This is a genomic window from Bradyrhizobium sp. TM102, from assembly GCF_009176685.1.
GTDB classification, from domain to species: domain Bacteria; phylum Pseudomonadota; class Alphaproteobacteria; order Rhizobiales; family Xanthobacteraceae; genus Bradyrhizobium; species Bradyrhizobium ottawaense.
This window is the reverse complement of record NZ_AP021855.1, coordinates 6,569,780-6,589,765: the sequence shown is the minus strand read 5'-3', so window position 1 is coordinate 6,589,765 and position 19,986 is coordinate 6,569,780. Positions and strand designations below refer to the sequence as shown.

Sequence of the window (19,986 nt, the reverse complement as noted above, 5' to 3'; positions counted from 1 at the left end):
CGTCAGCATCGGGGAGTTGAGGGGTTACCCGTGGTCCCGGAGCGGGAGCTCGATACGATTTCGCTATCGCAGCATGGGAAGCCTTTATTGATCTCCAGACCAATTCAGGCTTCGTTCTATCGATTGGCGCGTTGGACCAACGCAAGGTCGTGTCCGGGCAGCGATCCCAGGGCTGCTCTTGGGCTGCGCTTAACCGCTTCCGCGAGCATGATAATTTGCTTGGCATCTGGCATGCCAGGGGCTAAGACTGGAGCCGTTCTAAAAGACGAGATCGAGACGAATCGATGAGTCACGACGACGTGCACAAGGTCCGCCCGTTCGAGCATCCCGGTGAGGGACGCAAGCGAGCCAAGGCCACGCCCAAGGGGCGGCAGGTCGATCCCACCGCCGCGCACGAGATCGAGCAGCTGCTCGGCGACAGGCCGCGGCGGCGTGATCTCCTGATCGAATATCTGCACCTGATCCAGGACAGATATCATCAGATCTCGGCCGCGCATCTGGCCGCGCTCGCCGACGAGATGAAGCTCGCCTTCGCCGAGGTGTTCGAGACCGCGACGTTCTACGCGCATTTCGACGTGGTGAAGGAAGGCGAGCCGGATATCGCCCCGCTGACGATCCGCGTCTGCGATTCTATCACCTGCGCGATGCTCGGGGCCGAGAAGCTGCTCGAGGATTTGCAGAGCTCATCGGGTCCTGGTATCCGCGTCGTCCGCGCGCCCTGCGTCGGCCGCTGCGACACCGCGCCAGCCGCGGAAGTCGGCCACAACTTCGTCGATCATGCGACCGTCGCCAATGTGATGGCGGCCGCGAAGGCCGGCGACACCCACGCGCATCTGCCCAAATATGTCGACTACGACGCTTATGTCACGGGTAGCGGCTACAAGTTGCTCAATCGCGTGCGCTCCGGCGAGTTGTCGAAGGACGATCTCTTGAAGGGGCTCGACGACGCCTCGCTGCGCGGCCTTGGCGGCGCCGGCTTCCCGACGGGACGCAAGTGGCGCGCCGTGCTCGGCGAGCCCGGTCCGCGGCTGATGGCGATCAACGGCGACGAGGGCGAACCCGGCACGTTCAAGGACCGCGTCTATCTCGAAAGCGATCCGCATCGCTTCATCGAGGGCATGCTGATCGGCGCGCATGTGGTGCAGGCCTCCGATGTCTACATCTATCTGCGCGACGAATATCCGGCCTCGCGCGAGATTCTGGAGCGCGAGATCGCAAAGCTCCCGCCGGGTGGCCCGACGCTGCACATGCGCCGCGGCGCCGGCGCCTACATCTGCGGCGAGGAATCCTCGCTGCTGGAGAGCATCGAGGGCAAGCGCGGCCTGCCCAGGCACAAGCCGCCTTATCCGTTCCAGGTCGGCCTGTTCGGCCTGCCGACGCTGATCAACAACATCGAGACGCTGTGGTGGGTGCGCGACATCGTCGAGAAGGGCGCCGACTGGTGGAAGGGCCATGGTCGCCACGAGCGTCACGGCCTGCGCAGCTTCTCGGTCTCGGGCCGCGTGAAAAATCCCGGCATGAAGCTCGCACCCGCGGGCATCACCGTGCGCGAGCTGATCGACGAATATTGCGGCGGCATGGCCGATGGCCATCAATTCTATGCGTACCTGCCGGGCGGCGCGTCCGGCGGCATCCTGCCGGCGTCGATGGACGACATCCCGCTCGATTTCGGCACGCTGGAAAAATACGGCTGCTTCATCGGCTCGGCCGCGATCGTGATCCTGTCGCAAAAGGACAGCGTGCGTGCGGCGGCGCTGAACCTGATGAAGTTCTTCGAGGACGAGAGCTGCGGCCAGTGCACGCCGTGCCGCGTCGGAACCCAGAAGGCGGCGCTGCTGATGCAGAAGCCGGTGTGGAACCGCGCACTTCTGGAAGAATTGAGCCAGGCGATGCGCGATGCCTCGATTTGCGGGCTTGGACAGGCGGCATCGAATCCGCTGACCACCGTGATCAAATATTTCCCTGACGAGTTCAAGGAAGCGGCCGAATGACCAAGATTACGTTTGAGCTCGACGGCAAGCAGGTCGAAGCCAATCCCGGCGAGACGATCTGGCAAGTCGCAAAACGCCAGGGCCGCGAGATCCCGCATCTGTGCTATTCACCCGCGCCCGATTATCGGCCTGACGGCAATTGCCGTGCCTGCATGGTCGAGATCGAGGGCGAGCGCGTGCTCGCTGCATCCTGCAAGCGCACGCCGTCGGTCGGCATGAAGGTGAAGTCCGAATCCGCGCGCGCGGTGTCGGCGCAGAAGATGGTGATGGAGCTGCTGGTCGCCGACCAGCCGGCGCGCGAGACTTCGCACGATCCGGATTCGAAGTTCTGGCACTGGGCCGAGACGACAGGCGTCACCGAGAGCCGCTTCCCGGCCGCCGAGCGCTGGGCAACCGACGCCAGCCATCCGGCGATGCGCGTCAACCTCGACGCCTGCATCCAGTGCGGCCTGTGCGTGCGCGCCTGCCGCGAGGTCCAGGTCAACGACGTCATCGGCATGGCTTATCGCAACCATGGCTCGAAGATCGTGTTCGACTTCGACGATCCCATGGGCGAGTCCACCTGCGTCGCCTGCGGCGAATGCGTTCAGGCCTGCCCGACCGGCGCATTGATGCCGGCCGTGATGCTCGACGAGAAGCAGACCCGCGTGACTTACGCGGACAAGAAGGTGGATTCGCTCTGCCCGTTCTGCGGCGTCGGCTGCCAGGTGACCTACGAGGTCAAGGACGAGAAGGTGATCTATGCCGAGGGCCGCGATGGCCCTGCCAATCACAACCGCCTCTGTGTGAAGGGCCGCTTCGGCTTCGACTACATCCACCATCCGCACCGCCTGACCAAGCCGCTGGTGCGGCTGCCCAATGCGAAGAAGGATGCCAACGACCAGGTCGATCCCGCCAATCCGTTCACGCATTTCCGCGAAGCGAGCTGGGAAGAGGCGCTCGACATCGCGGCCAAGGGTCTCGTCAAGATCCGCGACACGAACGGCGTGAAGGCGCTCGCCGGCTTCGGCTCGGCCAAGGGCTCGAACGAAGAGGCCTATCTGTTCCAGAAGCTGGTGCGCACCGGTTTCGGCTCCAACAATGTCGACCACTGCACCCGGCTGTGCCACGCCTCGTCGGTGGCGGCGCTGTTCGAAGGTCTCAGCTCGGGCGCGGTGTCGGCGCCATTCTCGGCCGCGATGGATGCCGAGGTCATCATCGTGATCGGAGCCAACCCGACCGTGAACCATCCGGTCGCCGCGACCTTCATCAAGAACGCAGTCAAGCAGAACGGCGCAAAGCTGTTCGTGATGGATCCGCGCCGGCAGACGCTGTCGCGTCACGCGACCAAGCATCTCCAGTTCAAGCCCGGCTCCGACGTCGCGATGCTGAATGCGATGATCAACACGATCATCACCGAAGGCCTGACGGACGACCAGTACATTGCCGGCTACACCGAAGGCTTCGAGGACCTCAAGGAGAAGATCAAGGAATTCACGCCGGAGAAGATGGAGGCGATCTGCGGCATCCCGGCGCAAACCTTGCGCGAGGTCGCGCGAACCTATGCCCGCGCCAAATCGTCGATCATCTTCTGGGGCATGGGCATCAGTCAGCATGTCCACGGCACCGACAATGCGCGCTGCCTGATTGCGCTGGCACTGATCACCGGCCAGGTCGGCCGTCCCGGCACCGGCCTGCATCCGCTGCGCGGCCAGAACAACGTGCAAGGAGCGTCCGACGCTGGCCTGATCCCGATGTTCCTGCCGGACTATCAGCCGGTCGGCCGCGACGATCTGCGCGGCAGCTTCGAAAAGCTGTGGCAGCAGGATCTCGATCCCGTCCGCGGCCTGACCGTGGTCGAGATCATGAATGCGATCCACGCCGGCGAGATCACGGGCATGTATATCGAGGGCGAGAATCCCGCGATGTCCGACCCGGATCTGCAGCATGCGCGCCAGGCGCTCGCGATGCTCGATCATCTCGTGGTGCAGGATCTCTTCGTCACCGAGACCGCCTTCCATGCCGACGTCATCCTGCCGGCCTCGGCGTTCGCCGAGAAGGACGGCTCCTTCACCAACACCGATCGCCGCGTGCAGCTCGCCCGCCAAGTGATCAAGCCGCCGGGCGATGCGCGACAGGATCTCTGGATCATCCAGGAGATCGGCAAGCGCATGGGCCTGCCGTGGAATTATGCCGGTCCCGGCGAGGTCTTCACCGAGATGGCAGAGCTGATGCCGTCGCTGAAGAACATCACCTGGGAGCGGCTGGTGCGCGAAGGCGCGGTGACCTATCCGGTCGACGCTCCGGACCAGCCCGGCAACGAGATCATCTTCACCACGGGCTTCCCGACCGCGAGCGGCCGCGGCAAGATCGTACCGGCCAAGGTGATCCCGCCCGACGAGATCCCGGACGCCGAATATCCGATGGTGCTGTCGACCGGCCGCGTGCTGGAGCACTGGCACACCGGCTCGATGACACGCCGCGCGCAGGTGCTGGACCAGATCGAGCCCGAGGCGGTCGCGTTCATGTCGCCGAAGGACATGCACAAGAAGAAGCTGGTGCCGGGCGATTTCATTCGCCTGGAGACCCGCCGCGGCGCCGTCGAGGTCAAGGTCCGCTCCGACCGCGACGTGCCGGAGAACATGGTGTTCATGCCGTTCTGCTACGCGGAGGCGGCGGCGAACCTGTTGACCAACCCGGCGCTCGATCCGTTCGGCAAGATCCCGGAATTCAAGTTCTGCGCGGCCAGAGCCGAACGCGCGGAGATGCGGGACGCGGCGGAGTAGGGAAGACCTCCTCCCAGCGGGGTTTGGCGGCATAGCGCCTCCAAATTCCGCTGTCGTCCTCGCGAATGCGGGGCCGCGTGATATCTCGATTGCGGACGGTCTTAGTACCAAACGTCGAGCCTTCGCCAAACTCCTCCCTGGGGTTATGGGTCCCCGCGTGCGCGGGGACGACAGCGGATGTGTGGCGGCAATTACACCCCACCGCTTCGCTCCTCGCAATGACGGTGGTAGATGTGACCGATGTCCAAAGCCACCCCAGCCACACGCGCGCTCACGGCGGCCGGTATTGCCTTCTCCGTCCACGCCTACGACTACGATCCTGACGCCGAGAGCATCGGCCTTCAGGCGGCCGCCGCGCTCGGTGAGAACCCCGCGCGCGTCCTGAAGACGCTGATGGTGCTGGTGGACGGCAAGCCGGTCTGCGTGATCGTTCCGTCCGACCAGGAGATCTCCATGAAGAAGCTTGCTGCCGCTGCCGGCGGCAAGTCGGCGCAGATGATGAAGCCGCCCGAGGCCGAGCGCGTCACCGGCTACAAGGTGGGCGGCATCAGCCCGTTCGGGCAGCGCAAGCCCGTGCGCACCGTGATCGAGCAGAGCGCGCTCGCGCATGACCAGGTCTATCTCAATGGCGGCCAGCGCGGTTTGCAGGTGCGGCTGAGGCCGGCCGATGTGCGGGACGCGTTGAAGGCGGTCGTTGTCGACGTCGTGGCCTGAGCGTCACGCGCTTACTGCTTCTGCAGCAGCTTCAGCCGGCAGCGCAGCGCCTCGCGGATATGCGCCCTCGCAAGCCGCTCCGCTTTGTCGCCGTCGCGCGCGGCGATCGCCTCGATGATGGCCTGGTGCTCGCCGTGGCTGGACGAGGGGCGGCCGGATACGGTGAAGGTGGTCGGGCCGAGCAGGGCGATCCAGTCCTGCAATTCCCGCGAAGCGTTGTCGAGATAGCGGTTGCGCGCCGCCCGGCAGATGGCCTCGTGGAAGTTGCGATTGAGCCTTGCCATCTCGGCCGCGTCTGCCGCGGGAGTTTCGACAAAAGCCTGCTCGATGTCGTGGAGCGCATCGACCTCGGGCGCCGAAGCGTATTCGGCGGCGAGGCGCGCCGCGGCACCTTCCATGATCTCGCGCATGGCGTAGAGCTCGAGCACTTCCGAGATGTCGAGATTGCGCACGATCAGCCCGCGGCCGCCGGCGGGCTCGACGAAACCGCGCGCGGCGAGCCGGCCGAGCGCTTCGCGCACCGGGGTGCGGCTGACCTTGAGCCGCTGCGCGACCTCTTCCTCGCGCAGGCGGTCGCCGGCGCGGTAGCTGCCGGCCTGGAGCGCCTCGCACAGCGAGCGGAAAACAGCTTCGCCAAGGGCAACGCCGCCGCCGCGCGCGATCGATCCGCCTGTCTTTGCCGGACGCCTCGCCATGTTCCCTCGAAGCAAGGCGCATCCTGCCCATGCAGAGATGACGCTTGCGGGGTCTCTGTATATCTTTGTATACAAAAGTACGCAATGGTGGTGCCGGTTGACCGGGGCCGCCGGCGGATAGAATGTCTCAACTTCGTCGCATCGGGCGGACGGCATGAGCAGCAAATACGACGTGCTGGTGATCGGCGGCGGCAACGCGGCGCTGTGCGCGGCGATCGCGGCGCGGCGCGGCGGTGCCTCGGTGCTGGTGCTCGAAGGCGCGCCGAAATTCTATCGCGGCGGCAATACCCGCCACACCCGCAACATGCGTTGCGCTCATGATGCGGCAACCGAAATTCTGACCGGCCCCTATACCGAAGAGGAATTCTGGGAAGACCTGCTGCGTGTCACCGGCGGGCAAACGGATGAAGTGCTCGCGCGCCACATGATCCGAGAGTCCAAGGATATCCCGAACTGGATCGTGGAGCAGGGCGTGCGCTGGCAACCCTCGCTCGGCGGCACGCTGAGCCTCGGCCGTACCAATTCGTTCTTCCTCGGCGGGGGCCGCGCGATGTTGAATGCGCTCTATCTCACTGCCGAGCGGCTCGGTGTCGACGTCGAATACGATGCCGAGGTCACCGACCTCGTGATCGAGGATGGCATGTTCCTGGCTGCACGCCTCAAGCGGCCGATCAGGGGCGAGACCGAGATCCGGGCGACCTCGCTGGTCGCCGCGGCCGGCGGGTTCGAGGCCAACATCGAATGGCTCAAGCAATATTGGGGCGAGGCTGCCGACAATTTCCTGATCCGTGGCACGCCCTATAATCGTGGCTCGATCCTCAAGATGCTGCTCGACAAGGGTGTGCAGGAGGTTGGTGATCCCACCCAGTGCCATGCGGTCGCGATCGATGCCCGCGCACCGAAATTCGACGGCGGCATCATCACGCGCCACGACTCCGTCGTGTTCGGCATCGTCGTGAACAAGCACGCGCAGCGCTTCTACGACGAGGGCGAGGACATCTGGCCGAAGCGCTACGCCATCTGGGGCCGGCTGGTCGCGGCGCAGCCCGACCAGATCGCCTACATCATCTTCGACTCCACCGTGGTCACCAGCTTCATGCCGACGCTGTTTCCGCCGATCACCGGACAGACGGTGGCCGAACTCGCCGGCAAGCTGGAGCTCGACCCGGCGGCGCTGGAAAAGACCGTCGCCGAGTTCAACGCCGCGGTGCGCCCCGGCACCTTCGACCACACGATTCTGGATGACTGCGTGACCGAAGGCATCACGCCGCCCAAGACGCACTGGGCGCGCAAGATCGAGACGCCGCCTTATCTCGCTTATCCGGTGCGGCCCGGCATCACCTTCACCTATCTCGGCACCCGCGTGAACAAAGAGGCGCGCATGCTGATGGCTGATGGCCAGCCTTCAGGCAACATGTTCGCGGCCGGCGAGATCATGGCCGGCAACGTGCTCGGCAAGGGCTATGCAGCCGGCATGGGCATGACCATCGGCAGCGTGTTCGGACGGATCGCGGGACGGGAAGCGGCGCGCCACGCCAAGAACTAAAGAAAAGACTTAAGGGAGGAACCATGTCGCGCCTTGCCATTGCTTCGATCACGGCGCTGCTGACCGTCGGGCACGCCTACGCCGCCGAGCCGATCACCCTGCGCGACATGGGTTCGTTCCACGTCGGCGGGCGTCTCGTCGAAATCTCCGGCAAGCCGGTGAAGGAGGTGGTGTTCACGCCCGGCGGCGTGCCGGCCAAGGTCGATCCCAATGGCACGTATCAGGTCGAGCAGATGTACGTGCAGTATTTCCTGCCCGCGAACGAGAAGGGTGCCTATCCGCTGCTGATGTGGCATGGCGGCGGACTGACCGGCGTCACCTACGAGACCACGCCCGACGGACGCGAAGGCTGGCTGAACTATTTCCTGCGCAAGGGGTGGGCGGTCTATAATTCCGACGCGGTGGAGCGCGGGCGCGCTGGCTGGGCGCAATACCCCGACATATTCAAGAGCGAGCCGGTCTTCCTCACCACCGCCAATCCGTTCGAACGTTTCCGCATCGGCGAAGGGCTAAACTCCTACGATGCCGATCCCGCCAAGCGAAAGCTGTTACCGGGCAACCAGTTTCCCGTCGAGGGCTACGAGAATTTCGTCAAGCAGAACGTGCCGCGCTGGACAACGACGGATGATGCGATCGTCGCTGCCTATATCGCCGAGATCGATCGCGTCGGCCCGTCCGTGATCTTGTTCCACAGCCAGGCCGGCAGCTTCGGCTTCAAGGTCGCACAAGCTCGGCCTGACAAGGTCAAGGCGCTGATCGCGATCGAGCCGGCCGGCATTGGCGATCCCGCCAAGGCGGATGTGCTGAAGAACATCCCGACGCTCATCATCTATGGCGATTATATCGAGCGCGATTCACGCTGGCCCAAGATCCGCGCCAACGGCATCGCCTTTGCCGACGCCATCAAGGCTGCCGGCGGCAGCGTCGACATCGTCGATCTCCCGCAGGCGGGCATCAAGGGCAATTCGCATATGGTGATGATGGACAAGAACAACCTCCAGGTCGCGGGCCTGATTCAGAAATGGCTCGAGACAAAGGGCCTAACGAAGTAAAGCCATGCACGGAACCAGAATCCTGGACGAGGCCGACCGTCTGATGACGGTCTGCAATTCCTGCCGCTACTGCGAGGGGCTGTGCGCGGTATTTCCCGCCATGGAAATGCGCCGCGCCTTCTCCGACGGCGACCTCAACTATCTCGCCAATCTCTGCCATTCCTGCGGCGCCTGCTACGTCGATTGCCAGTTCTCGCCGCCGCATGAGTTCAACGTCAACGTTCCCGGAACGCTCGCGATCGCGCGGGCCGAGTCCTATGCCGCCTATGCCTGGCCGGGCGCGATGTCCGGCGCTTTCGCCCGCAACGGTCTGGTCATCAGCATCGTCGCTGCGCTCAGCATGGCGGCCTTCATCCTCGGCTTCGCCGCCCTGAACGACGGCAGCGTGCTTTTCGGCGTGCACAGCGGTCCCGGCGCGTTCTACAGACTGATGCCGCACAACACGATGGCAGCGCTGTTCAGCGTCGCGTTCCTCTATGCGATCCTCGCGCTCGTGATGAGCGTGCGCGCTTTCTGGCGCGACATCGGTGGACCGATCCGCGGCCGCGCCGATGGGGGCTCGATCTTCCAGGCGATCCGCGATGCGGGCGAGCTGCGCTATCTCCATGGCGGCGGTGTCGGCTGCTACAACGAGGACGACAAGCCGACCGACCGGCGCAAGCTGTATCACCACCTGACCTTCTACGGCTTCCTGCTGTGCTTTGCGGCGACGTCGGTGGCCACGCTGTATCACTATCTGCTCGGCCGCGAGGCGCCGTATCCATGGTGGGACCTGCCCGTGGTGCTGGGCGCGCTCGGCGGAATCGGTCTGATCATCGGCCCGGTCGGCCTGTTCACGGCCAGGATGCGACGCGATCCGGCGCTGCTCGACGAGAACCGCTACGGCATGGATGTCGGCTTCATCGCCATGCTGTTCCTGACCGGCCTCACCGGCATGCTGCTGCTCATCTTGCGCGAGACGGCCGCGATGGGGCCGCTGCTGGCGCTGCACCTCGGCGCCGTGTTCGCACTGTTCGTCACCATGCCCTATGGCAAGTTCGTGCACGGCATCTACCGCTTCGCGGCGCTGGTGCGTTACGCGCAGGAGCGTCGCGGCGAAGCCGGCTCTTGAGGGGCGTGCAAGGCTGACGTATCTCTTGGCCGTTCGCGCGCTGCGCGAATCGCTTGGGGAGCCCGTGCTCATGTACATGTTCCTGCCTTTTCTGCTGGCGCTCGCAGGCTGCGCCAGCGTCTGGCGCTCGCGCGCGGGGCTGAGCTATGCGCTCTGGAGTGGAACGATCCTCGTCACCGTCGCATGGTTCTTCCACCACGCGACCGACCCGCTGAAATTCTCGTTCTGATGGTGTCGAGATGAATCCTGTAGAGACGAGCGAGCAACAGCCGGTCGGCGCGATCCTGAACATGCTTGGGTTGCTCGGGATCTCGCTGATCTTGACCGTCGCATTCTTCTATCAGCTTGCGCTCGGTGAGCTACCCTGTCCGCTGTGCTTGCTGCAGCGGGCCGGGTTCATCGCGATTGGCATGGGATTCCTGTTCAACATGCGCCTCGGTGAACGTCCATCCCACTACGCGATGATCCTCGTGGCCAGCCTCGTCACCGGCTTCATCTCGATGCGGCAGGTGTCGCTGCATCTGGCGCCTGGCGATCCTGGATACGGCTCGGCGCTGTTGGGCTTGCATTTCTACACCTGGGCGCTGATCGCGGCCGTCGGCGTCATATGCTATGTCGCGCTCGTCTTCGTCTTGAAGGATGTGACCGGCAAGCGAGACGGGAATGCGCCCCCGAGCGGACCGGCGTCGAACGCGGTCTTCGCGATCTTTGCGTTGCTGGTTGCCGCAAATCTGCTGTCCACCGTGCTCGAATGTGGAGCGGGACAGTGCGATGACAACCCGGTTCGGTATCTCTTGCTCAGGTGAGCGGCGCGGTGCGGAAACGCCCATCGCGCAGGAAGGCGATGGTCTGCTCGATTGCGGCGGCGTGACGCGGAAGCCCGGTATGAGACGCCTTCACGACGACATGGTCGGTCATGCCAGCCAGCATCGCGCTCTGCACCGACACCCGCCCGTCATTCGGTTTCGGCAGAACAAGGAGGCCGGCGACGGAATCGATGAAGCGGTTTCCGGCGATCACGCCAACGGGGTAGTCCACGGTGGGCAGGGCGCGGATCGCAGTCGTAAGTTCAAGTCCAGCCGGGCCGTAGAACGTGCGGTAGAGGCGGGATCCGCTGAGGAGATCGGCGACCTCGCTGCCGCTGTTCGGCGTGCCCAGCATCACGACGCGGCCAAGCCGGGCCGGCCGGTGTTTTGCGATATAGGCGCGCGCGACGAGGCCGCCCATCGAATGCGCGACGAAATGCAGCGGCGCGTCGCGTTCGGCGAAACCGGAGATCGCGGGGTGAATGTCGTCTGCAAGGGCCGCGATCGCCTTCTTGCGGCTGGGATAGTCGATGTTGAGCGTCGCAAAGCCGCTCGCCTGGAGTGCCCGTTCCAGCTTCCTCAGGGATGCCGAGGTTCGCGCGATGCCGTGAAGCAGAACCACTCCCGGGCATCGCGCGTCGCCTGATTGAGGCGCCTCGCGCATCTGTCTTACGCTACCTCGCGCTCCGGCGAGGACGCCTGCTCGCGGGCCATCGTGGTTGCGGTGACGTAGTCGGTCTTGCCGGTGCCGAGCAGCGGCACCTTGTCGACCACCATGATCGCCGCAGGAACGGTCAGCTCGGATGCGCCGATTGCCTTGGCCTGGCCCTGCATCGCGCTGCGCTCGGCGGTCTTCTCCGTCGTCAGCAGCACGATGCGCTCGCCCTTGCGCTGGTCGGGGATCGACACGGCAACTGATGCAGCTTGCGGCCACAGCGTCGTCGCGATGCTCTCGACCGCCGACAACGACACCATTTCGCCCGCGATCTTGGCAAAGCGCTTGGCACGGCCCTTGATGGTGATGAAGCCGGCCGCGTCGATCGCGACGATGTCGCCGGTGTCGTGCCAGCCTTCGGGAAGTACTTCGAGCACGCCGGGATTCTCGGCCCGCAAGTAACCGAGCATCACGTTCGGCCCGCGCACCGAGAGCCGTCCACCTTCCTCGATGCCGGGGACCGGGTCGAGACGGCTTTCCATCAGCGGCGAGAGGCGGCCGACGGTACCGGGGCGGTTGGCCATCGGCGTGTTCATCGCCAGCACCGGCGCCGTCTCGGTGACGCCGTAGCCTTCGAGGATGCGGATGCCATAGCGTTCCATGAACACCTGCCGCGTCCGGTCCTTGACGGCCTCGGCGCCGGCGATCACGAGGCGCAGGGTGCGGAAGTCGTAGGCATGCGCCGAGCGGGCATAGCCGGTGAGGAACGTATCGGTGCCGAACAGGATGGTGGCGCCGGTCTGGTAGATCAGCTCGGGCACGATCCGGTAGTGCAGCGGCGAGGGGTACATGTAGATCGGAATGCCCGCGAGCATCGGCATCATCATCCCGCCGGTCAGCCCGAACGAGTGGAACACCGGCAGCACGTTGAACACCTTGTCATTGGCGTTGGCATCGACCCGCGCCAGCGCCTGCGCCGCGTTGGCGAGGATGTTGCGGTGGGACAGCACCACGCCCTTGGGCGTTCCTTCTGAACCCGACGTGAACAGCACGACGGCGGGGTCGGTTGCCTGGCGGGCGACGCGCGGCGCGGTGCCGGCGAGCAGGCCTTTGATCTTGTCGGCCGTCCCGATCGAGGCGCGGACGTCCTCGAGATAGACGACCCGGGCTTCCGCGGAGATCGCAGCCATCAGCTTGTCGAGCTTGCCCTTCTCGATGAAGGCCTTCGATGTCAGCACGGTCTTGACCTGCGCGGCCTTCATGGCGGCGAGGACGTTGACCGGGCCGGCCGAGAAGTTGAGCATCGCCGGGACCCGGCCGATGTTCTGCAGCGCCATGAAGACGACGGCGACGCCCGCCGAATTCGGCAGCAACACGCCGACATTCTCGCCCACGGCGGTACCGGTCTCCAGCTTCCGGCTCAAGACCTGAGCGCCAAGGATCAGCTTGCGATACGTCAGCTTGGTGCCGAGCGCGTCCTCGATGATGACCTTGCCGGTGTCGCGATCGCGATAGGCGTGTCCGAGCGCCTCGAACAGCGAGTGATCGAGCATGGCGTTCTTGACGAGAGCATCGATCATCACGTCCTGAAGCGCGGCGCCGGCGGCATTGCGGCGTGCCTTGCCCTTCAGCGCCGGATCGACCGGAAGCTTGACGGGCGGCAGGATAGTGACCGTCACCCGCGGAAACCACGAGCGCTTGATCTGGCTAGAGTTGAGGTAGCTGAGATGCGAGCGCTGCGCGCCTTCGATGCGAACCGGCACGACCACCGCATCGGCCTTGTCCGCGATCATCGCGGTGCCGTCATAGACCTTCATCAGCGAGCCCGAGACAGTGATACGTCCTTCCGGAAAGATCACCACCGGCTCGCCGGCGGCGACCAGCTTGATCAGGTCGCGCGCAGCCAGCGGCTTGCTCGGATCCATGGTGTAGTGCTTGACGACGCGCAGGAACGGCTTGGCCCACCAGGCCTTGGCGATGCCGGTATCCACTGCGAAGCTCGCGTCGATCGGCAGCACGGCGTGGAGCAGCGGGCCATCGATCAGGCTGACATGGTTGGGGGCGATCAGCATGCGCGTGCCGGCAGGCGGCAGGTTCTCGAGGCCGCGAACCTCAGTGCGGAACAGTGCGCGGAACAGCAGACCGCCGAAATCGCGCACGCCTTCCTTGCCCCATTTCGTCAGCACGAACCACACCGCGCCGAAGCTCGCGACGCCGAGCCCGAAGAAGATCCAGCCGATGTGGAGGCCGGCCGCCTGCAGCAGCGCGACGAACAGCGAGCCGACCACCATGAAGGCGGCCTGCAGTACGTTGCCGGCGGCGATGATGCGGGCGCGCTCGGATGGTGCCGACCAGGCCTGGACCGCGGCGAAGGAGGGAACGACGAACAGGCCGCCGCCGAATGCGAAGGCGACGAAGTCGACGAGCATACGCAGGCCTGCGAACGAGGTCGCGAAACCGGCCGCGGTGATGTCCTGGCCCTTGGCGGTCACGCCGATGGCCCAGGCGAGATCGAGGCCGGCAAACCCCATGATGATGGCGCCGATCGGCACCAGCGCGAGATTCGGGCGAACGTGGCTGAGGCTCGCGGCAAACAGCGAGCCGATGGCGATGCCGATCGCGAAGATCGCAAGGCACAGCGTCACCACGCCCTCGGTGCCGCCAACGACATCCTTGACCAGCGCCGGCAGCAGCGACAGCACGATCGCGCCGACCAGCCAGAACCAGGAGACGATCACCGTGCCGTCCCACAGCCGATGGTCGGCATGCAGGGTCTTGAGAAGGCCCACCGTCGAGGTCCAGGGATTGGCATCGACGGGCAGGTCAGGCGCAGAGGGCGTCGTCTGCGGAATGCGTGAGGCGAAGGCCCATGACAACAAGGCCAGCACGACCACGGCGGATGCGACCCAGCCCATATGCGCGGATCCCGCCACGAACTGGCCGCCGGCGACGGTGCCGAGCAGGATCGCCATGAAGGTCGCGCCTTCGACGAGCGCGTTGCCGGTCGCGAGCTCGCCGAGCTCGAGCTGATCCGGCAGCATGGAATATTTCACGGGCCCGAACAGCGCGGCGATGGTGCCGAACAGGGCGAGCGCTGCGAACAGCAGCGGCACCGAGTGCAGGAAGAAGCCTGCGGCGGCAAAGCAAGCAGCGAAGATCTCGGCGAATTTGAGCCGCCTTGCGACGACGGATTTGACGTATTTGTCGGCGAGCTGGCCGCCGAGCCCGGACAGGATGAAATAGGGGAAGATGAAGACGGCGCCTGCCACCGTCACCAGCGCATCGCCGTGGCCGGTTGCGGCACTGTAAAGCAGGATGATGACGAGCGCGTTCTTGAGCACGTTGTCATTGAGCGCCGAGAAGAATTGCGCCCAGAACAGTGGGGCAAAGCGGCGTGACGACATCAATTCCCTGATCATGACTAGTCCTGTTTTGGGAAGGCAGAATGAGGTTCGTTACGTTGTCTTTGAAGCGTCACGACCGGAAGGGGAGGGGACGAACGATTGCGGCGCTGATCGCCGCCCGCCTTGTCCCCTCGATCCCTCTGATCCTGTTGGTCTCCAGGCGGTGTCGTTAGGTTCGCAAAATATCTGGGCGCGCCTTACCGGGTATGCGCCGAGCGATGAGGAAAAGCTGAACCGCGTCACTGAAGTCTGGCGAGATCGGCCGCGAACATCGGGACATGGTGAGTCCTTCCTTGCAACCAGTTCTTGCATTCGAGCCGACCCGCGTGTGCAGGTCGCGTGCGCCTCAGGTGAGATGGGCGAGGTGACGAAAGGGCGAGAGGCGGCGGAGCAGGCTGAATCGGCGGCCCTCTTGACGGGCGCGCGTGCGGCTGGCCCGCCACATCCGGAAGGTCGCGCGGCGTTCGGCAAGCACGCCGGCAATGTCGCAGGCATTTGCGATGCGATCGATCGGCGTCATGGCGAACCGCAGCAGGGCGCGGCCAAGGCCAGTCACCAGGGCGGTGGCGTCGTCGACGAAGGTGGCGGCGATATCAACAGCGAGGGTTTGCATTTTGGTCGTCTCCAGGTTAATTTGAACAATGTTCACATGAGTAGCTCGAAAATGAACAATGTTCAAGAAGAATCGTTGCGGGATCAGAAAAAAAATCGGCGACGGCTCCAGATCCTGGAGATTGCCCGGGGGATTATCGCGACTAAAGGATTGAGATCGTTGAAGGTTCGGGATGTTGCCGAGGCCGCCGGCTGCTCCGTTGGCAGCGTCTACAACGAGTTCGGCGACTTCGACGGGGTCATCCTGACCGTCAATCGGGAGACCGTTCAGGCCCTCACGGCCCGGCTTCGCGGGGTTCCGGCCGAAGATCCTGTTCGCCAGCTCTACGGGCTTGCCGAGACCTATCTCGAATTCTTCGCGGAGCACGCCAATCTGCTGCGCTCGCTGTTCGAGCATCGGATGGAGGACGACCGTCCTTATCCCGACGACATCCTGCAGATGGTGATGGATGCTTTCGCGCTGATGCATCCGCCCCTGGTGCGGCTGCTACCGGATGCGGATGACGTGAAGATCGCGCTGTTGTCGCGCACCTTGTTTTCTGCCGTGCATGGCATCATCTCGCTCGGTCTCGAGGAGCGCATGGTGGCCGTGCCGCCGCAGATGCTGCGTCAGCAGGTCGAACAATTCATCGATGCGCATCTGGTGGGTCTCGGGATCGTGTCGCCGCGGTGACGACGGAGAGCGTCAGGCGCGCGCGACCTCGCGCGGTCGGGCTGCAACGACGATGACATCAGGTCTTCCGCCGTCGACCTGAACGCGGTTGCGTCCCTTTTCCTTGGCGCGATAGCAGGCGGCGTCCGCGCGCCGCATCGCGCCTTCGAGCGTGGTGCTGGCGTCGGCGATGCAGGTGACGCCGATGCTGGCGGTCACCGCAAAGTAGCGATCGTCCCAGGCGAAGCTGAACAGCTCGAGCGATCGCCGCAGCCGTTCGGCGATGTCGACCGCGTTCGCAGGCGAGCACTGTGGCAGGATCAGGCCGAATTCGTCGCCGCCCAGCCGGGCCACCAGGTCACGCGGATGCCGATCCTGTTGCAGGAGGCGGGAGACCTGGCAAAGCAGGCTGTCGCCGGCAAGGTGCCCGCAGCTGTCGTTGACGTTCTTGAATTGGTCGAGGTCGAGCAGGATCAGGCCCAGCGATCCCGCCGCGGCAACGTCCAGCTCGCTTTGCAGGCGCGCCTCGAAGGCGCGGCGGTTGGACAGCCCGGTCAGCCAGTCGTGCGATGCCTGCCACGCCAGGCGTTCCTTCTCGGCATGCAGGGCGTCTTCGAAGGCCTGCCGCTGCAGTACCAATCGCCTGGTGTGCCAGATCAGGAGCAGGATCAGCGTCACTGCGGTGACGATGTTGAGGCCGGTCAGCGTCAGCTTGATGGCGCGGGAGCCTTCGCCAAGCACGGTGGAGAACCGGTTGGCATGCACCGTGAACTGGGTGTTGAGCTCGGAGAGCCGCGACGACAGGAATTGCAGCCGGCTTGCGTCTCGAACAGGACCGTTCTCCCATTCGGACCGGATGACTTCGCCGAAGACGCTTAGTTCGAGCAGCATGGGGTCGGTGGCGGCCCACTCGCGGATCGCTTCCTGAAGGAAACTGACGCGATTGAAGTAGCGAAACAGCCAGATCAATCCCGCGACGTCATCGGGATGGTTGCCGCCTTGCAGGAAGCCGATGCGGGCGGCCTCGACGTCGATCGGATCGCGCTCGAGCGCCCAGCGCGCGAACTCGTCACCGATGGGAACGGCAAGCGAGGCCTGGTATTGCGTGAACTGGCTGGCATCGCCCGAATGCAAATAGAGATTGAGGAAATAGACGGCGTTCTTCTGCGAGCGCGACCACATCGCTTCGCCCGCGACGTAGGCGCGGACCGACGACATCACCTCGAGACTGAATCCCGCGATCGCCGCCTGGAGCACGACGACCATCACGAAAGGCGAGACGAGCTTGATGACATGAAGGAAGCTGTGTCCCTTCGTCGACGTCGCTGTTCTGCGAAACACCCTGCGTTCCCCAAATCGCGCAATGACCCCCAGCGGAGCGCTGCGCCTGCAACGCGAAGTAGAAGATATGGTTGCTTAACTCGGCCTGAAAGGCGGGGGAGACTGCATCGCAGGGTGAAAGCGCTGTGAAGCCGATATGCGCAGATCGCTTCAAATGCCGGTAAATCGGACAAAGCGGGGCATCGACGAACCAATGCCTCGCATTCGTCGTGCGCAGTTTACCCGATCGAGAGAGTCTCGACGGCGCCGTTAGACCAGCACCGGCTTGCGGACGCGGCCGGCGTCGCCGAACACGCGCAGATAACGCTCGATCTCCGAGGGCATGCCGGTCGCCTTTTCCGGATTGTCGGAGAGCTTGACGGCCGGCTGGCCATCGACCGACGACACCTTGCAGACCAGCGAGATCGGATCGAGATTGAACGAGCCGTCCGGCGGGCAGCCGACGAAGTCGTTGGTGAGGTTGGTGCCCCAGCCGAAGGAGAGCCGCACCCGGCCGGCGAAGTGGTGATAGGTCTCCTCGATCGAGCCGACATCCATGGCATCCGAAAAGACGAGCAGCTTGTCCTTGGGATTGCGCCCCTTCTTTTCCCACCAAGCGACGATCTCCTCGCCGGCCTGGATCGGCGGCGCGCTGTCGGGGCGGAAGCCGGTCCAGTCCGCGACCCATTCCGGCGCGTCGCGCAGGAAGGCCTTGGTGCCGAAGGCGTCGGGCAGCGCGATCAGCAAATTGCCGCCATAAGTCTGGCGCCACTGGTCGAGAATGCGATAGGGCGCCCAGCGCAACTCCTCGTCGTCCCTGGCAAGTGCCGCGGCGACCATCGGCAGCTCATGCGCGTTGGTGCCGATGGCTTCGAGATCATTATCCATCGCGAGCAGCACATTGGAGGTTCCGATGAAGGACGGACCGAGGCCTTCCTTCACCGCCTCCACGCACCAGCGCTGCCAGAGGAAGCCGTGACGGCGACGTGTGCCGAAGTCGGACAGACGCAGATTCTCCAGCTTGCGCAGCCGCTCCACCTTCGTCCACAGCTTGGCCTTGGCGCGGGCATAGAGCACGTCGAGCTCGAAGCGGCCGCGGCCCTTCATCGCAGCGCGCGAGCGCAGCTCGTTGAGGATCGCGAGCGCCGGGATCTCCCACATCGTGGTGTGGGTCCACGGTCCGTGGAAATGCAATTCGTACTGGCCCTCGACCTTGCGCAGCTCATACTCGGGGAGGCGGAATTCAGCCAGCCAGCGGATGAAGTCCGCCGAAAACATGTGGGTCTTGCCGTAGAAGGTGTTACCGGCCAGCCAGATCAGCTCCTTCTTGGTGAAGCGGATGGTGCGGGCATGGTCGAGCTGGGCCCGCAGCTCGCCCTCGTCGATGATCTCGGCCAGCCGCACGTGGCGCGAGCGGTTGATGACCGAGAAGGTCACCTGCTGGTTCGGGTAGGACTCCCGAATCATTTGCAACATCAATAGCTTGTAGAAGTCGGTATCAAGCAGGCTGCGGATGATGGGGTCCAGCCGCCAGCTGTGATTGTAGGTCCGGCTCGCAATATCGGTCACTGTCATGGGGGGATTTTAGCGCGGCGGCCCGCGCGCAACCAGTGGGTTTGGCGAGGGGTGGTCTTCCGAAAGGCGGTAACGGCGATCAGGCCTTGGCAGCCGTCGCTGCGACCGTCTCGAGCTGGCTCCTGACCCAACGATGAGCCGGATCTTTCTGATAGCGCTGGTGCCAGACCATGAACATAGGCAGCTCGGCCAGCGTCCGCGTGCGGGACGCCAGCGGTATCCGCGTTTGCGCGAAGCCGCGCATCACGCCGGATGCGAGCAGGCTCGGCATGCTCGCCAGCATCTGCGAGCCGCGCAAGAAGGACGGCACGCCGGAAAAGCTCGGCACCGAGATCGCGATGTCGCGGTGAAGACCGTTGGCCGCCAGCCGGCGGTCGAAGTCGAGCCGCTCATTGTCGGTATAGACGACGGTGATGTGGCGCGCGGCGAGATAGGCGCTGCGGCTGGCCGGCGCGGTGCGTGCCTTCCCATCGAAGTAACAGACGTAATGGTCCTGGAGCAGGCGCTTCTGCACGATGTCGATGCCGGACGGCGGCAGCGGGGTGATCAGGAGATCGCAGCGGTTCTCGCGCAGCATCGCGGGCGAAGGCGATTGCGAGGGGATCACGCGCAGGTTCAGGCTCTTCACCTGGCCGGCGACATGTTCGAAGAACCGGGGCAGCAGCAGATCGCGCTGGAAGTCATTGGCGGCGACCGTCAGCGAGAGCTGCGCGCGTGGCGGCTCGAAGCTGACGCCGCCGGCAAAGCTCCGCATCTCGTCGATCAGTGCGCGCGCCTTCGCGGCCAACGCTTGCGCATGCGCAGTGGCGACGATGCCACGGCCGGATTTGGCGAACAGTGGATCGCCCGCGATCCGCCGCAGCTTGTTCAGGGCGTGGCTGACGGCGGACTGGGTCAGGCCGAGCCGGGTGGCGGCCGCCGTGACCGAGCCTTCCTCCAGCACGGCGAGGAACAGTTCGAGGGCGTGGCCGTCGAGCGCCAAATGATCGATTTCCTTCATGCAATATATTATAATCGATCTATTTATCTGTGGAATAGACCGGCCCATGATCTCCCGATAAGCCGCGCGTCCGGACCCGGGCGCCCCA

The 19,986-nt window shown here is 64.7% G+C and carries 15 protein-coding genes; 9 read left to right on the top strand and 6 right to left on the bottom strand.

All coding sequences use genetic code 11. From position 1 onward, the window contains the following. Positions 1 to 284: 284 nt before the first annotated feature. The 3 genes from GDN70_RS31170 to ybaK all read left to right on the top strand — a co-directional run bounded on the left by GDN70_RS31170 (position 285) and on the right by ybaK (position 5,470). A complete protein-coding gene (locus GDN70_RS31170) occupies positions 285 to 1,991 on the top strand; it encodes an NADH-ubiquinone oxidoreductase-F iron-sulfur binding region domain-containing protein (protein WP_152103447.1) in 1,707 nt (568 codons plus the stop codon). After that, the gene (fdhF, locus tag GDN70_RS31165; RefSeq protein ID WP_152103446.1) at positions 1,988 to 4,756 is read left to right on the top strand and encodes a formate dehydrogenase subunit alpha; all 2,769 of its coding nucleotides are present in this window, start codon (positions 1,988 to 1,990) and stop codon (positions 4,754 to 4,756) included. Before GDN70_RS31170 ends, fdhF begins: the two co-directional genes overlap by 4 nt. 240 nt (positions 4,757 to 4,996) lie before the next feature. Further along, complete coding sequence (gene ybaK, locus GDN70_RS31160) at positions 4,997 to 5,470, top strand: Cys-tRNA(Pro) deacylase (RefSeq protein WP_152103445.1); 474 nt, start codon at positions 4,997 to 4,999, stop codon at positions 5,468 to 5,470. An 11-nt stretch (positions 5,471 to 5,481) separates the two neighbouring features. On the opposite strand, the gene GDN70_RS31155 is transcribed toward ybaK, so the two are convergent. Continuing rightward, complete coding sequence (locus GDN70_RS31155; protein WP_152103444.1) at positions 5,482 to 6,165, bottom strand: GntR family transcriptional regulator; 684 nt, start codon at positions 6,163 to 6,165, stop codon at positions 5,482 to 5,484. A gap of 154 nt (positions 6,166 to 6,319) precedes the next feature. Between GDN70_RS31155 and tcuA the strand changes: the two genes are divergently transcribed. From tcuA to GDN70_RS31135, 5 genes are all read left to right on the top strand, one after another. Further along, positions 6,320 to 7,711: an FAD-dependent tricarballylate dehydrogenase TcuA gene (gene tcuA / locus GDN70_RS31150; protein WP_038949558.1), complete on the top strand. Its 1,392-nt coding sequence runs from the start codon at positions 6,320 to 6,322 to the stop codon at positions 7,709 to 7,711. A 23-nt stretch (positions 7,712 to 7,734) separates the two neighbouring features. Further along, a complete protein-coding gene (locus GDN70_RS31145) occupies positions 7,735 to 8,763 on the top strand; it encodes an esterase (protein WP_038949559.1) in 1,029 nt (342 codons plus the stop codon). Positions 8,764 to 8,767: 4 nt separating this feature from the next. Beyond that, positions 8,768 to 9,874, top strand: a complete 1,107-nt coding sequence (gene tcuB, locus GDN70_RS31140) for a tricarballylate utilization 4Fe-4S protein TcuB (protein WP_028142283.1) — start codon at positions 8,768 to 8,770, stop codon at positions 9,872 to 9,874. Between the two features lie 70 nt (positions 9,875 to 9,944). Next, on the top strand, positions 9,945 to 10,103 hold the full coding sequence (locus GDN70_RS35255) for a DUF5993 family protein (RefSeq protein ID WP_028142284.1): 159 nt from the start codon (positions 9,945 to 9,947) through the stop codon (positions 10,101 to 10,103). 10 nt (positions 10,104 to 10,113) lie between these two features. Further along, positions 10,114 to 10,680, top strand: coding sequence for a disulfide bond formation protein B (locus GDN70_RS31135; protein ID WP_028142285.1), 567 nt, complete (start codon positions 10,114 to 10,116; stop codon positions 10,678 to 10,680). Here the strand turns inward: GDN70_RS31135 and GDN70_RS31130 are convergent. Together GDN70_RS31130 and GDN70_RS31125 are read right to left on the bottom strand one after the other, a co-directional pair. Further along, entirely contained in the window at positions 10,673 to 11,344 is a 672-nt protein-coding gene (locus GDN70_RS31130) for an alpha/beta fold hydrolase (protein WP_028142286.1), read from the bottom strand. The genes GDN70_RS31135 and GDN70_RS31130 overlap by 8 nt on opposite strands. A 5-nt stretch (positions 11,345 to 11,349) precedes the next feature. Continuing rightward, a complete protein-coding gene (locus GDN70_RS31125; protein WP_152103443.1) occupies positions 11,350 to 14,754 on the bottom strand; it encodes an acyl-[ACP]--phospholipid O-acyltransferase in 3,405 nt (1,134 codons plus the stop codon). Positions 14,755 to 15,403: 649 nt separating this feature from the next. Here GDN70_RS31125 and GDN70_RS31120 point away from each other — a divergent pair. Further along, a complete protein-coding gene (locus GDN70_RS31120; RefSeq protein WP_038949566.1) occupies positions 15,404 to 16,024 on the top strand; it encodes a TetR/AcrR family transcriptional regulator in 621 nt (206 codons plus the stop codon). 12 nt (positions 16,025 to 16,036) lie between these two features. Here GDN70_RS31120 and GDN70_RS31115 read toward each other — a convergent pair whose 3' ends face one another. From GDN70_RS31115 to GDN70_RS31105, 3 genes are all read right to left on the bottom strand, one after another. Then, complete coding sequence (locus GDN70_RS31115; RefSeq protein WP_038949567.1) at positions 16,037 to 17,344, bottom strand: GGDEF domain-containing protein; 1,308 nt, start codon at positions 17,342 to 17,344, stop codon at positions 16,037 to 16,039. A 249-nt stretch (positions 17,345 to 17,593) separates the two neighbouring features. After that, positions 17,594 to 18,898, bottom strand: a complete 1,305-nt coding sequence (gene pncB / locus GDN70_RS31110; RefSeq protein ID WP_028142291.1) for a nicotinate phosphoribosyltransferase — start codon at positions 18,896 to 18,898, stop codon at positions 17,594 to 17,596. Positions 18,899 to 18,977: 79 nt separating this feature from the next. Continuing rightward, the gene (locus GDN70_RS31105; protein ID WP_038972020.1) at positions 18,978 to 19,898 is read right to left on the bottom strand and encodes a LysR family transcriptional regulator; all 921 of its coding nucleotides are present in this window, start codon (positions 19,896 to 19,898) and stop codon (positions 18,978 to 18,980) included. Positions 19,899 to 19,986: the final 88 nt, after the last annotated feature.